Origin of the sequence: Shewanella sediminis HAW-EB3 (genome assembly GCF_000018025.1) — a bacterium.
Lineage (GTDB): Bacteria > Pseudomonadota > Gammaproteobacteria > Enterobacterales > Shewanellaceae > Shewanella > Shewanella sediminis.
This window is the reverse complement of the sequence record NC_009831.1, coordinates 1,829,845-1,844,601: the sequence shown is the minus strand read 5'-3', so window position 1 is coordinate 1,844,601 and position 14,757 is coordinate 1,829,845. Positions and strand designations below refer to the sequence as shown.

The window sequence follows — 14,757 nt, the reverse complement described above, 5'->3', positions numbered from 1 at the left end:
TGAGCTCTCCACGGACTTAGGCTACCACAGGTAGAGACTTTAAAAAGCCCCTTTTTGCATTTTTTTTAACGCAATCCTGCATTTTCTTGCGTTAGCCCAAACTTTAGACGACTTCGAAGCCTTCAACTGGTCGTTCTAGCGCCAATTTAAGCACTTCGTCCACCCAGCGAACAGGATAAATCTTCAGGTCGGCAACAACATTTGCCGGGATCTCTTCCAAATCTCTCTCATTTTCCTTTGGAATCAACACAACTTTAGTTCCACCACGATGCGCGGCTAAGAGTTTTTCCTTAAGACCACCAATAGGCAGTACCTCGCCTCGCAAGGTAATTTCACCTGTCATTGCCACATCGGCGCGTACAGGATTGCCTGTTAAGCTAGATACTAACGCCGTGCACATGGCTGCACCTGCAGATGGACCATCCTTCGGTGTTGCGCCTTCAGGTACATGCACGTGAATATCACGTTTCTCGTAGAAATCAGGGTTAATACCTAACTGCTCAGCACGAGCACGAACAACCGTCATTGCAGCTTTAATTGACTCCTGCATCACATCGCCAAGCGAACCGGTATAAGTTAATTTACCTTTCCCCGGGACAGAAGTTGCCTCGATAGTCAAAAGATCGCCGCCAACTTCCGTCCAGGCAAGACCGGTCACCTGGCCGATCTGGTTATTCGACTCTGCTTTACCGTAGTCACAACGCTGAACACCCAGGAATGACTTAAGATTATCTTGTGTCACTTCAACATGCTTCACACTCTTATCAAGCAAGATCTGCTTAACCACTTTACGACAGATCTTCGAAAGTTCACGCTCAAGAGCACGCACGCCCGCTTCACGGGTGTAATAACGAATAATACCGATAATGGCACTATCGTGAACAGTGACCTCTTTTGGCTTAAGCCCATTACGTTCAATCTGTTTCTGTAGCAGATGCTGCTTAGCAATATTTAACTTCTCATCTTCTGTGTAACCAGAAAGACGGATCACTTCCATACGGTCCAGTAGCGGCCCAGGAATGTTCATCGAGTTAGATGTTGCCACAAACATCACATCAGACAGATCGTAATCAACCTCTAAGTAATGATCGCTGAAACTTGAGTTCTGTTCCGGATCAAGAACTTCTAAAAGAGCCGATGCCGGATCGCCACGCATGTCCGAGCTCATCTTGTCTATCTCATCGAGCAAAAATAGTGGATTTTTCACCCCAACTTTCGACATCTTCTGGATAACTTTACCCGGCATTGAACCGATGTAGGTACGTCTATGACCGCGGATCTCCGCTTCATCACGCACACCACCTAAGGCAACACGGACATACTTACGCCCAGTAGCTTTAGCAATAGACTGACCTAATGAGGTTTTACCCACACCCGGTGGTCCAACTAAGCAGAGAATCGGGCCTTTGAGTTGCTTAACACGACTCTGAACCGCCAGATACTCCAGGATGCGCTCTTTAACCTTCTCAAGACCAAAGTGATCCGTATCGAGTACATCTTGCGCCTTAGCTAAGTCTCGTTTGATTTTAGAACGTTGATACCAAGGTACAGAGATCATCCAGTCCACATAGCTACGAACAACAGTAGCCTCTGCCGACATAGGTGACATCATCTTTAATTTGTTCAGCTCAGCAGTGGCTTTATCTTTAGCCTCTTCGGGCATCTTAGCTTCTTCAATCTTCTTAGCTAAGCTTTCAAATTCATCATGAGACTCATCGATATCCCCCAGCTCTTTCTGAATCGCCTTCATCTGCTCATTCAGATAATACTCTCGCTGGCTCTTCTCCATCTGCTTCTTAACGCGAGAACGAATGCGCTTTTCAACCTGAAGAATATCGATTTCTGATTCCATCATCGCCATCAGATATTCGAGTCGCTCTGCGACATCTACCATCTCAAGGACAGATTGCTTATCTTCGAGTTTCAGCGGCATATGAGCAGCCATGGTATCGGCTAATCGAGGAGCCTCGTCGATGCCCGACAAGGAAGTTAATACTTCAGGTGGGATCTTCTTATTGAGCTTGATGTAACCTTCAAATTGTCCGACAGCCGAGCGAACAAGAACCTCTTCCTCTTTTTCGGCCATCGGCTCAGATTCGAGATATTGTGCCGTCGCAACGAAGAAAGATGATTCACTCGTATACTTCTCGATGCGGGCACGTTGACCCCCTTCGACTAAAACCTTGACAGTACCATCGGGTAATTTTAATAACTGTAAAATTGAGGCGACGGTGCCGACCTCAAAAATGTCATCACTGCTCGGGTCATCAAGTTCAGCATCACGCTGAGCAACTAAAATAATCTGCTTGTCTTGCTCCATTGCCGTTTCCAGACAACGGATCGATTTTTCCCGTCCGACGAATAACGGAATTACCATATGAGGATAAACCACCACATCTCTCAGTGGCAGTACGGGTAGTTCGATTCGCGCTTCACGCTCTTGTGTCATAGCTCGATTCCGTTTGATGATAATACTAATCAGTATATTGGGATGAGTTCATTGTTTTCAATGGTGATTCGTAATTATATAAGCCGAGAGTATAAAAAAGGAGCCATATAGGCTCCTCTTCAATTTACATCTTAGTCGTTAGCTGAATTATTACTCAGCGCCGGCTGCTTGAGACTCGCTATTTTCATAGATGAGTATAGGAGTTGACTCCCCTTTTACCACTGATTCATCGATGACCACCTTGGCCACATTTTCAGTCGATGGTAGGTCATACATGATATCAAGCAAAATGCCTTCAACAATTGAACGTAGACCACGAGCACCCGTTTTACGAGTCTGTGCTTTCAGTGCAATCGCTTTGAGCGCATCTTCTCTAAACTCTAACTCAACACCTTCCATGTCAAACAAGGCAGCAAACTGCTTTGTTATCGCATTTTTAGGTTCTGATAGAATTTGGATAAGTGCAGCATCATCAAGTTCTGCCAAAGTCGCTAAGACAGGTAAACGACCGATAAACTCTGGGATCAGACCGTATTTAACCAAATCTTCAGGTTCAACCTGCATCAAGATATCTGAGATTGACGCCTTGTCATCTTCGCCTTTGACCTCGGCACCAAAACCAATTCCGGTTCCGGTATGAGAACGTTGCTCAATGACCTTCTCAAGACCTGAGAATGCACCACCACAGACGAATAGAATCTTAGATGTATCAACTTGCAAGAACTCTTGCTGAGGGTGTTTACGGCCACCTTGTGGTGGAACCGCAGCAACCGTGCCTTCGATCAGCTTAAGTAGTGCCTGCTGCACACCCTCACCGGAAACGTCACGAGTAATCGACGGGTTATCAGATTTACGGCTGATTTTGTCAATTTCATCGATATAAACGATACCGCGTTGTGCTTTTTCTACATCATAGTCACACTTCTGCAGCAGCTTCTGAATGATATTCTCGACATCTTCACCAACATAACCGGCTTCAGTTAGTGTCGTGGCATCGGCCATAGTGAAAGGAACATTCAAGAAACGAGCTAAGGTCTCGGCAAGCAATGTTTTACCACTACCCGTTGGACCAATAAGCAAGATGTTACTCTTGCCCAGCTCTACGCCATCTTTAGGACCGGCATTCTTTAAGCGTTTGTAGTGATTATATACGGCCACAGAAAGGACTTTCTTAGCCTTATCCTGTCCAATGACATAATCATCCAAATGCGCTCTCAGCTCTCTTGGAGTCGGTAACTTGTCTTGATCTTGTTTCGGTGAAATCTCTTTGATCTCTTCCCTGATAATATCGTTGCAGAGCTCAACGCACTCATCACAAACATATACTGAAGGGCCAGCGATGAGTTTACGAACCTCATGTTGACTCTTTCCACAAAAAGAGCAGTACAGCAGTTTCCCGCTATCACCGTTGCTTTTGTTGTCGCCCATTACACTACCTCTTGAACAGTCTGCACTACTGCCTAAATCATCTTATTGCCCTAAACTCAGCATAGCTCAGGCAAAGGCAAAAATCAGCCTCGTTTACTCAACACTGAGTCAACAAGTCCATACTCAGCCGCTTCGGCTGCGCTCATAAAGTTATCTCTATCGGTATCGCGTTCAATAATTTCCATCGGCTGGCCCGTGTGATCGGCTAGCATCTGGTTTAATTTATTCTTGATACCTAAGATCTCTTGGGCATGGATCGCAATGTCAGATGCCTGACCCTGGAAACCACCCAATGGCTGATGAATCATCACCCTTGAATTTGGTAGACAATGACGTTTACCTTCGGCGCCACCGGCGAGTAAAAAAGCACCCATGCTGGCAGCTTGACCGATACAAACCGTACTCACGTTCGGCTTAATAAACTGCATTGTATCGTAAATAGCCATACCAGCGGTAACAGAACCACCCGGAGAGTTGATATAGAGGTAGATATCCTTATCAGGGCTCTCTGATTCCAAAAACAGTAACTGTGCAACGATAAGGTTAGCCATGTGCTCTTCAACTTGCCCAACCAAAAATATTACACGCTCTTTTAACAAACGAGAATAGATATCGTATGAACGTTCACCTTTCGCGGTTTGTTCAACCACCATAGGAACAAGTGCATTGAGTACTGATTCTGGTGCATTTTGCATTATTAATATTCCCTAAATAAAAACGGCTCGCATGAGGAACCTCATACGAGCCATTATAAATGGTGAACAACCATTTAAGTCAAGCTAAGCTTAGCCTTGTTGAGTAGCCTTGTTCATAAATTCTTCAAAATTGACTGCTTTTTCAGTTAATTTTGCAGTTTTTAACAAAGCTTCAACTGCTTGCTCTTCAAGAGCGACGTTACGCATGTTCTGCAACATCTCTTCATTGCCATTGTAATAAGCAACAACTTCACTTGGATCTTCATAAGCAGAAGCCATAGAAGCGATAAGTGATTGAACACGATCATCTTCAGCTTTCAGCTCATTAGTCTTAATGACTTCACCTAGTAACAGGCCTACTTTTACACGACGCTCTGCTTGTTCTGTGAACAGATCAGCTGGTAGTTCAGGCATGTTAGCGGCTTGGTCACCGAAACGTTGCATTGCCTGCTTACGTAGCACTTCAACTTCACCATCGATAAGAGGCTTAGGAAGTTCGATGTTGTTTTGCTCGAGCAAACCATTAAGAACCTGCTCTTTAACATTCGCCTTAAGCGCCTGTTCAAGTTCACGACCCATGTTCTTACGGATCTCAGCTTTAAGTGCTTCTAAACCACCATCTGTTACGCCGAATAGTTTAGCAAATTCGTCGTTAACTTCAGGAAGGTTAGCTGCTAGTACTTCGTTTAATGTGATAACGAAGTTTGCAACTTTACCTTTTAGGTTTTCTGCATGGTAATCTTCAGGGAAAGTGACTTCGATATCGAACTCTTCACCCGCTTTATGACCTTCAACGCCTGATTCAAAACCAGGGATCATGCGGCCGCTACCAAGTTCAAGTTCGAAATCTTCAGCTTTTCCGCCTTCAAACTCTTCACCGTCGATTGAACCAACAAAGTTGATCTTAGCTTTGTCACCGACAACAGATTCGCGCTCAACCGCTTCGAAAGTCGCGTGTTGCTTACGTAGAGTCTCGATCATTGTATCAACGTCAGCGTCAGTCACTTCTGAAGTAGGCTGCTCAACAGTGATTGCATCTAGACCTGTTAGCTCTACTTCTGGGTAGATTTCGAAAGTAGCAACAAAGTTGAAGTTTTCAGTATCTGTGTCACCGGCAACAAATGTTGGTGCGCCAGCTGGGTTCAATTTCTCAGCAATGATAGCTTCGATGAAATTGCGCTGCATCACTTCACCAGTGATGTCTTGACGAATTGCCTTGCCATAACGCTTGTTGATGACACTTACTGGTACCTTGCCAGGACGGAAACCTGGGATACGAGCACGCTTAGCTTCGTTCTTTAAACTATCTGTAACCGCTTTTTCAATCTGCTCAGCAGGAACAGAAATGGTCAGACGGCGCTCTAGGCCTTGTGTTGTTTCAACAGAAACTTGCATTTTTTTACCTCAAAATAAGTCTAACGTCTTTTCTAATAGTCGAAATATCAACTATTAAGTTATTCGTTTCTTGATCTTAAAATTTGACTAGAATGCCCAGTTAAACTGAATTCTGGCCCTAGTCGTTATAATTGATATTTATCAAGACGCGACATTATAGCCACGCTTTACAGCAGAGTCGACCTCAAAACGTGAATTTCAGGCGTAAAAAAAGCGACCTAGGGTCGCTTTTTTAACTTTCTTCATAAAGAAATGGGGTGACTGATGGGGCTCGAACCCACGACAACCGGAATCACAATCCGGGGCTCTACCAACTGAGCTACAATCACCACTGATATGGTACGCCCGGCAGGATTCGAACCTGCGGCCACCCGCTTAGAAGGCGGGTGCTCTATCCAACTGAGCTACGGGCGCTTCGAAAGTGAGTAAACTCACATCCTGAATTAGCGTTGAAAGACGAATCTTTCTAATTTACCTGCCTTGGTGAACAGATAAATTTAAATTTGGTCGGTGATAGAGGATTCGAACCTCTGACCCTCTGGTCCCAAACCAGATGCGCTACCGGGCTGCGCTAATCACCGAATTTTTCTTAATATCTTATGAGACAGTTTATGAGATTCAATTATGGGATGAATCATCTTATCTCCTCCACAACTTAAGCTGCGAGGCTTCTCGTTGAGAACGGAGCGCATCTTATCCCCTCATTTGAAATGCGTCAACGGTTTTTTTATAAAGAAAGTTTGCTTGGCTAATTAACAAACTAAACGTAAATAAAAGGTCTATCTTTTGCACTATAAGGGTATACCCAGTAAAAACCAGTCGTGCTTATAACCCAAATTGGAACAGATGAATCCCTGAGTCAAAGGTGTATACCTGATTTTACTCGCCTCTTTGCACACGCTAAACGATAACTGAGTAATAGACACTTCATGGGTCCAACCTTTCCTGACTTCAGGTGAATTAGATAAAATCTGTTGATGAGGAGAGCAGAGATAAGCCAAATCCGGTAAATTAAATTATCCGTATATTAGAACTGATTGTTACGCCGCTTAATAAATGACACTTAGAGCTTGGCCTGTTAAAATGACGCCGATTTTTTTATCGCGCCCCATAAAGGATATTCACCCCAATGACAGCTCAAAGAATCGATGGAAAAGCGATCGCTCAATCCATTCGAACACAGCTAAAAGAAAAAGTTACCGCCCGCAAAGAGGCAGGACAGAGGGTTCCTGGTTTAGCCGTGATTCTAGTCGGTGCAGATCCCGCTTCACAAGTTTATGTCGGCAGTAAGCGACGCGCTTGCGAAGAGGTCGGGTTTTTATCCCGCTCTTATGATTTAGATACCACGACATCTGAAGCAGAACTGCTTACTCTTATCGACGAATGCAACGAAGACCCGGCTATCGATGGTATCTTAGTTCAGCTGCCTCTTCCGGAACATATTGAAGAGTCGAAAGTGATCGAACGGATCAGACCCGATAAAGATGTCGACGGTTTCCACCCCTATAATGTAGGCAGACTCGCTCAGCGTATCCCAGTGCTTCGCTCATGCACGCCGATGGGTATCATGACTTTGATTAAGACGACGGGGATTGATACTTATGGTTTAGATGCTGTCATCGTGGGTGCTTCGAACATAGTAGGTCGCCCTATGAGCCTCGAACTGCTCCTCGCAGGGTGTACGACAACAACGTGTCACCGTTTCACTCGAAATCTTGAACAGAAAGTCAGACAGGCCGATCTGCTGGTTGTGGCCGTAGGTAAGCCAGGTTTCATTCCAGGAGAGTGGATTAAACCTGGCGCTATCGTCATAGATGTAGGCATCAACCGCCTCGAAGATGGCAGTTTAGCCGGTGATGTGCAATTTGATGCTGCATCAGAAAATGCCAGTTTCATCACCCCTGTCCCTGGTGGCGTAGGACCAATGACCATTGCCAGCCTGCTCGAAAATACCCTTTATGCGGCTGAGCAGTATCATGACTGAAGCTAGGTTCTAGGTTCGAGTTACGAGTTACGAGTTACGAGTTACGAGTTACGAGAGCATAAAAAAAAGCCTGCATCTGCAGGCTTTTTTTATCGGTAAGTATTAATTTTACTTCTTACGCCAGGTTGTACCTTCCGGGCCATCTTCTAAGATAACACCGAGTGCGTTCAAGCCATCACGGGCAACATCGGCAGCGGGCCAATCCTTCTCGGCTCTCGCTCTGTTACGCTCGGCAATCAGGGCTTCGATCTCCGCCACTTCATCTGTACTGCCTTCACCCTTAAAGAAAGTGTCGACATCCTGGTCCAATATACCTAATACATCGGCAAGCTCTTTAAGTTTTACACCGAGTGAAGATGCTTTAGCATTATCAGCTTCTTTTAGACGGTTTATCTCTCGAACCATCTCAAATAGCACCGAGTAAGCTTCCGGCGTATTGAAGTCATCATCCATTGCGACCTTAAACTTAGCGACATACTCATCGGCAGATGCAGCTTCAACCGACAGGTCTAAACCTTTGAGTGATGTATAGAGACGCTCAAGCGCCGACTTTGCCTGCTTAAGATTGTCTTCTGAGTAGTTCAGTTGGCTGCGGTAATGACCAGACAACAGGAAATACCTCACGGTTGCCGCATCATAGTGCTCTAAAACATCTCTGATGGTGAAGAAGTTGTTTAACGACTTAGACATCTTCTCTTTATCGACCATCACCATACCGGTATGCATCCAGTAATTTACGTACGGCGTGTTGTGAGCACAGCAAGACTGAGCAATTTCATTCTCATGGTGAGGAAATTGAAGATCTGAGCCGCCACCATGGATATCGAAATGTTGACCCAAGTGCTTAGAGTTCATTGCTGAACATTCAATGTGCCAGCCAGGGCGGCCCGGTCCCCAAGGTGACTCCCATGTAGGCTCGCCAGGCTTGGACATCTTCCACAGCACGAAATCCATTGGATCACGTTTAGTGTCTTCCACTTCGACTCGGGCACCGGCTTGTAACTGGTCTAGGTTTTGTCCGGACAGACGTCCATATTCAGGAAAAGAGGAGACACTGAACAGTACATCACCATTACCTGACACATAGGCATGTTCTTTCTCGATAAGTTTTTCAACCATATCGATAATCTCAGGTATATGTAGCGTCGCTCTTGGTTCAAAGTCGGGACGCTTCATATTAAGCGCATCAAAATCACGATGCATCTCGCCAATTAACCGTTCGGTCAATGACTCACAGCTCTCTTTATTTTCATTAGCACGCTTAATGATCTTGTCGTCAACATCGGTAATGTTGCGTAGAAAGTTCACATCATATCCGGAGTAACGCAGGTATCTCACTATCATGTCGAAAGAGACAAAAGTACGACCGTGACCGATATGACAAAGGTCATAGATGGTTATCCCACACACATACATGCCAACTTTTCCTGGCTGTAATGGTTTGAATTCCTCTTTTTGGCGGGTCAGACTGTTGTATAGCTTCAACATCGATATTCTCTAAAAACAATTAAATTAGCCGGTAAGTCTATCATCGCAAAGTATTGCTTCCAACAGTTTTAGCCAGATGTGAATGATTGAGCACAGATTTGTTTAAACAGCCTGGAGAGTACAGTTATCGGCAGAGTGAGTGGCAGTTAACTGATGCTTTTTGACTCATCATCCTCGCTATTAATTATGTCTGGCTCTTTATGCAATATGGCAATTGCGTTAGAATCCAGCCACAATTTATTATTGCTAAACTTACTGAGAATCAAAACATGATCACTCTTCACACCAACCACGGTGACATTACTCTTGAACTGGACGCAGAAAAGGCGCCAATTACCGCTGAAAACTTTATCAATTACGTAAAAGATGGTTTTTACGACGGTACTGTCTTTCATCGTGTAATCGACGGTTTCATGGTTCAAGGTGGCGGTTTCACTGAAGATATGGCTCAAAAGCGTTGCAATGAAACCATCAAGAACGAAGCGAATAATGGCCTTTCTAATGTGACCGGTACTGTCGCAATGGCGAGAACCTCAGATCCGCATTCAGCTACGGCTCAGTTCTTTATTAACATCAACGACAACACTTTCCTCGATTTCAAATCTGAATCGGCTCAAGGATGGGGTTACTGTGTATTTGCCAAAGTATCAGCAGGCATGGACGTGGTTAATAAGATCAAGGCTGTAAGCACTGGCAACCGTGGTATGCATCAAGATGTCCCTCTTGAAGCGGTTATCATTGAAAAAGTAACCATTGCTGAATAAGTCAGTTTAATGCGAACACTTTTTATTGGCGATCTGCACTTAAGTGCTGATCGCCCTGATATTACTCGTGCATTTATCGATTTTCTCGATAGCCAGCTTGATGATGTTCAAGCCCTATACATTTTAGGCGACCTGTTCGAAGTCTGGATAGGTGATGATTTGGCCGAACCTTTCGCTATCGACTTAGCTAAAAAGCTATATCGCTTATCCAAGCGTATGCCCGTCTACTACATTCATGGAAATCGCGACTTCCTTCTAGGGCATGATTACGCCCAAAAAGCCGGTATAACCTTGTTGCCAGAAATCCATTGTATCGACCTATACGGCGTACCAACGGTTATTCTCCATGGCGATAGCCTATGTACCTTAGATAAAGCCTATCAAAGGTTCAGACGATTCAGAAACCTCAAGCTTGCAAAATGGATCTATGCTCATCTGCCCCGTAACACCAGACAAAATATTGCCCGCAATATCAGAAGCAAAAGTACCCAAAGCAATATGCAAAAGAGTGTTTCTATCATGGATGTCGAGCAGGATGCGGTAGCTGCGCTTCTTAAAAGCACACAGACGGTACAGATGATCCACGGACACACTCACAGACCCGATATACACGAGATGAAATCGAGTTCAGGAGTCGCACTCAAACGTGTCGTCGTTGGTGATTGGTATGAACAAGCCAGTGTATTAAGCGTATCGGCAGACAAATTAGATCTATCAGCGATTCCTTTCGAGAAATAACCCTATTGAAGTTTCAGCCCATAATCTCCTAGAACTATACAGCTAAGCCCCAATAGGAAAATTAGTTCACCCGACGCGTTAAGCAACCGCCAAGGCAGGTACACCGCTATGAAAGTTAAACTCATCATCAATTGAAGAGATTAGATGAGCCTCACCCTCTGCAATAATCTTGATACGGTCACTGATATCTCCACCAGCAAAAGTCTCAGCCAGTTGAAGGTAGTCTTGATAGTGTCTCGCCTCAGAGCGTAACAGTGAAACATAAAATTTGTTCAGCACTTCGTCTAAATGGGGCGCTAACTTAGCAAATCGCTCACATGAGCGAGCCTCGATAAATGCACCTATTATCAATTTATCGATTAATGCGGCGGGCTCATGGGTGCGAACCATTTTCATCATCCCCTTAGCATAGCGACCGGCTCTCATGTTTTGATAGGGAATGTTCCTATCATGCATGATCTCCAGTACCTGCTCAAAATGGTGAAACTCCTCTTTTATTAATCGCACCATTTTTGCGATCAATACGGGCCCATGTTCGAAACCCTCTTTAACGATAAATCCGCCAGTGAAGTCATTTTTCTTGCTATCGCGATTTAAAAATTCAGTGATATCTCGCTCTTTACAATAAACAAATTGCTCATAGGGTTTTGCCCAGTCAAGCATCTGCAGTCCGCTCTCTCTGTCCAGGGCATATTTACGCACGAAAAACATCCCCGTTTGAGCAGCCTTAAGCTCACAATTACAATGATCGATAAGTAACGTGGCAAGATTCTCTGGCTTTATCGCTTCTTGAATCCAACTATCGGGAGTCGCACACTTTAAAAAAGCATCTATCGGGGCTAATAACTGCTGCATATCTCTCTCTAATCGTTAATTTCAACCAATACTATTGACCGTGAGGCTTGGTTCATACTGAAGAAGCAATTAATATTGAAGAAACAGTTAACCCTCTTCACCATTCAACATAAGCTCAGCACACAACATATTTTATCAGCTTTGCTCGGCGAGTTCCCTATCATAAACAAAATCAAAATCAATGCTTACTTGACTCTCAGCCGTTTATGTTCAATAAATAAACATATGCCTGACGTGTTTTTTAACCCGTCTTAGTATGCATTGGGTATCGTGAGCCGAAAGGTCTTTGGGAAATAGGCCAAAAGGCATATAGGTTCGTCTGAAGTTTGGCGAGCATAAGTTACAGCTGAACGAGGATAATTATAATGATATTAAATCACTTAATGGGGCTATACACTCATCCTAAACAAGAATGGCATACCATTGAAAAAAGCCATGAAGCACTCAAAAGTAGTCTTAGCCACGTCTTACTTGTTGCACTCATTCCAGTGATCTGCACATTTATCGCCGCCACCATGATTGGTTGGAACCTAGGCGTAGGTGAACCACTATTTCTAACCCAACAGAGTGCATTAGTCATGTCTGTGAGCATGTATTTTGGCTTGATTGCCGGTGTTTTTGCTTTAGCATACCTTGCATTCTGGATGGCCAAAACTTTCGATGCCAAACCCAGCTATACCCAAGCTCTTGAACTTGCGGCCTATACTGCAACACCGCTATTTATGGTTGGACTCGCATCTTTGTACCCTGCACTCTGGTTTATGATGGTCGTAGGCTTAATAGGGTTAGCTTATTCTGTCTATCTGCTCTATACGGGTGTACCTATCATTATGAATATTCCTGAGGAGAAAGGGTTTATCTACGCCAGTTCGGTAGTCACTGCAGGTTTAGTGCTACTGGTAGCGCTTATGGCATCGAGCGTTATTCTTTGGAGTTTTGGATTTGGCCCTATGTATCAATAGGATCCTAGACTCTAGGAACTAGAAACTAGAAACTAGAAACTAGAAACTAGAAACTAGAAACTAGAAACTAGAAACTAGAAACTAGAAACTAGAAATTTTCATAACAAAAAAGGCTTTAGGGGAAACCTAAAGCCTTTTTAATGTATCAATTTTTAAAGCAACTAACTGCTACTGAGATGAATCTCTTAGCGCGACAGTCAGGTTAAAGACCAAGCTCTCTGGCGTAGAATCTTTATTATCCGCGCAGAAATAGCCTTCACGCTCAAACTGATAAGCCTTTTCAGCTTCAGCAGTGATAAGGCCCGCTTCGACCAATCCATGAGTCACAACTAAAGAGTCAGGATTCAACACTTCATCTATTGTTTCGGCTGCAGCCGGGTTCGCATCGGTAAATAGACGATCATATAGGCGGAATTCAGCAGGCTTTGCTGTGCTGGCTTCTACCCAGTGAATGACGCCTTTAACTTTACGTCCATCACTTGGGTTCTTGCCCAGAGTCTCATCATCATAAGTACAGTAAATGGTGGTAATATTACCCTCAGCATCCTTGTCGCATCGCTCGGCCTTAATAACATAGGCGTTACGAAGACGAACTTCCTTACCTTGTACCAGACGCTTGTACTTTTTATTCGCTTCCTCACGGAAATCAGCGGCGTCGATAAAAAGTTCACGACCGAATGCCAACTCACGTTTACCCATCTCTTCATTGCTTGGATGAACCGGAGCATTGATGGTTTCAATCTGATCTTGAGGGTAATTTTCAATAATCACTTTAACTGGATTAATGACTGCCATAGCACGCGGTGCGTGCTCATTAAGCTCTTCACGAATACACGCATCCAGCATGCCGACTTCGATCATATTCTCTTGCTTGGTCACACCAATTCGCTTACAAAACTCACGAATAGAAGCTGAGGTATAACCACGGCGACGAAGGCCTGCAATAGTTGGCATACGCGGATCATCCCAACCATGAACGACGTCACGCACCACAAGATCGTTAAGCTTACGCTTTGACATCAATGTGTATTCTAAATTCAGTCTGGAGAATTCATACTGACGGGTTCTGTTCGGCGCTTTAAAATCATCCAGCTGATCGAGTACCCAATCATAAAGACGGCGATTATCCTGAAACTCTAATGTACACAATGAATGGCTGATGTTTTCAATCGCATCAGAGATACAATGGGTAAAATCGTACATCGGATAGATGCACCATTTATCACCACTCTGGTGATGGTGAGCGAAGCGAATACGATAAATAACAGGATCGCGCATGCACATAAAAGAGGAAGCCATATCAATTTTGGCCCTAAGTGCACACTCACCCTCTTTGAATTCACCTTTACGCATTTTTTCAAACAGCTCAAGGTTTTCCTGAACTGAAGTATCACGATAAGGGCTGTTCTTACCAGGCTCTTTTAGTGTGCCACGGTATTCACGGGTCTCTTCGCTATTGAGAAAACAGACATACGCTAACCCTTTATTGATCAACTCAATGGCATATTGATGTAGCTTGTCGAAGTAGTTTGATGAATAACGGATCTCACCATCCCACTGGAAACCCAGCCACTTCACATCATCTTGAATCGAATGTACATAATCGATATCTTCCTTTTCAGGATTGGTATCATCGAAACGTAAATTACATAGGCCTTTATAATCTTGCGCTATTCCAAAATTCAGGCAGATAGATTTAGCGTGACCAATATGAAGGTAGCCGTTTGGCTCTGGTGGAAAACGGGTATGTACACTTGTGTGTTTACCGCTTTCAAGATCTTCATCTATGATGTTACGAATGAAGTTACTTGGACGTACTTCGCTGTCCACATGACTCATGTGATTCCTCTTAAAGAACGATGATATTGATGTAATTAAAAAGATGATCCACTATCTCAGGGCGAGATACAACGGCTGATGTATAAAAATAACAAACAAAGCATGATAAAACAAAAAAGCAGCGAAGAATCGCTGCTTTTTAAACCATGAACTTCTTAAC

At 44.0% G+C, this 14,757-nt stretch carries 11 protein-coding genes and 3 tRNA genes; 4 read left to right on the top strand and 10 right to left on the bottom strand.

Annotated features, from left to right (window positions below):
* Nucleotides 1-103: 103 nt before the first annotated feature.
* The 7 genes from lon to SSED_RS07975 all read right to left on the bottom strand — a co-directional run bounded on the left by lon (nt 104) and on the right by SSED_RS07975 (nt 6,548).
* Nucleotides 104-2,449 carry an endopeptidase La gene (gene lon, locus SSED_RS08005; protein WP_012141890.1) on the bottom strand — a complete coding sequence of 782 codons (2,346 nt, stop codon included), beginning with the start codon at nt 2,447-2,449 and terminating at the stop codon, nt 104-106.
* Nucleotides 2,450-2,599: 150 nt separating this feature from the next.
* The gene (clpX, locus tag SSED_RS08000; RefSeq protein WP_012141889.1) at nt 2,600-3,877 is read right to left on the bottom strand and encodes an ATP-dependent protease ATP-binding subunit ClpX; all 1,278 of its coding nucleotides are present in this window, start codon (nt 3,875-3,877) and stop codon (nt 2,600-2,602) included.
* A gap of 83 nt (nt 3,878-3,960) precedes the next feature.
* Nucleotides 3,961-4,572: an ATP-dependent Clp endopeptidase proteolytic subunit ClpP gene (clpP, locus tag SSED_RS07995; RefSeq protein WP_012141888.1), complete on the bottom strand. Its 612-nt coding sequence runs from the start codon at nt 4,570-4,572 to the stop codon at nt 3,961-3,963.
* Nucleotides 4,573-4,662: 90 nt separating this feature from the next.
* Nucleotides 4,663-5,967 (bottom strand): trigger factor, encoded by a 1,305-nt coding sequence (tig, locus tag SSED_RS07990; RefSeq protein WP_012141887.1) that lies wholly within the window; start codon nt 5,965-5,967, stop codon nt 4,663-4,665.
* 253 nt (nt 5,968-6,220) lie between these two features.
* Nucleotides 6,221-6,296, bottom strand: a tRNA-His gene (locus SSED_RS07985).
* Nucleotides 6,297-6,304: 8 nt separating this feature from the next.
* A tRNA-Arg gene (locus SSED_RS07980) sits at nt 6,305-6,381 on the bottom strand.
* A 90-nt stretch (nt 6,382-6,471) separates the two neighbouring features.
* Nucleotides 6,472-6,548 (bottom strand) — tRNA-Pro (locus tag SSED_RS07975).
* A 548-nt stretch (nt 6,549-7,096) separates the two neighbouring features.
* On the opposite strand from SSED_RS07975, the gene folD reads away from it, so the two are divergent.
* Nucleotides 7,097-7,951, top strand: a complete 855-nt coding sequence (gene folD, locus SSED_RS07970; protein ID WP_012141886.1) for a bifunctional methylenetetrahydrofolate dehydrogenase/methenyltetrahydrofolate cyclohydrolase FolD — start codon at nt 7,097-7,099, stop codon at nt 7,949-7,951.
* Nucleotides 7,952-8,059: 108 nt separating this feature from the next.
* Here folD and cysS read toward each other — a convergent pair whose 3' ends face one another.
* Nucleotides 8,060-9,439 carry a cysteine--tRNA ligase gene (cysS, locus tag SSED_RS07965; protein ID WP_012141885.1) on the bottom strand — a complete coding sequence of 460 codons (1,380 nt, stop codon included), beginning with the start codon at nt 9,437-9,439 and terminating at the stop codon, nt 8,060-8,062.
* A 269-nt stretch (nt 9,440-9,708) separates the two neighbouring features.
* On the opposite strand from cysS, the gene SSED_RS07960 reads away from it, so the two are divergent.
* Entirely contained in the window at nt 9,709-10,203 is a 495-nt protein-coding gene (locus tag SSED_RS07960) for a peptidylprolyl isomerase (protein WP_041421595.1), read from the top strand.
* A 9-nt stretch (nt 10,204-10,212) separates the two neighbouring features.
* On the top strand, nt 10,213-10,941 hold the full coding sequence (locus SSED_RS07955; protein WP_012141883.1) for a UDP-2,3-diacylglucosamine diphosphatase: 729 nt from the start codon (nt 10,213-10,215) through the stop codon (nt 10,939-10,941).
* Nucleotides 10,942-11,019: 78 nt separating this feature from the next.
* On the opposite strand, the gene miaE is transcribed toward SSED_RS07955, so the two are convergent.
* On the bottom strand, nt 11,020-11,796 hold the full coding sequence (miaE, locus tag SSED_RS07950; protein ID WP_012141882.1) for a tRNA isopentenyl-2-thiomethyl-A-37 hydroxylase MiaE: 777 nt from the start codon (nt 11,794-11,796) through the stop codon (nt 11,020-11,022).
* A 365-nt stretch (nt 11,797-12,161) separates the two neighbouring features.
* Here miaE and SSED_RS07945 point away from each other — a divergent pair, with 365 nt between their 5' ends.
* Complete coding sequence (locus SSED_RS07945; protein WP_012141881.1) at nt 12,162-12,758, top strand: Yip1 family protein; 597 nt, start codon at nt 12,162-12,164, stop codon at nt 12,756-12,758.
* Between the two features lie 168 nt (nt 12,759-12,926).
* Here the strand turns inward: SSED_RS07945 and glnS are convergent, their stop codons facing one another.
* Nucleotides 12,927-14,597, bottom strand: coding sequence for a glutamine--tRNA ligase (gene glnS, locus SSED_RS07940; protein WP_012141880.1), 1,671 nt, complete (start codon nt 14,595-14,597; stop codon nt 12,927-12,929).
* Nucleotides 14,598-14,757: the final 160 nt, after the last annotated feature.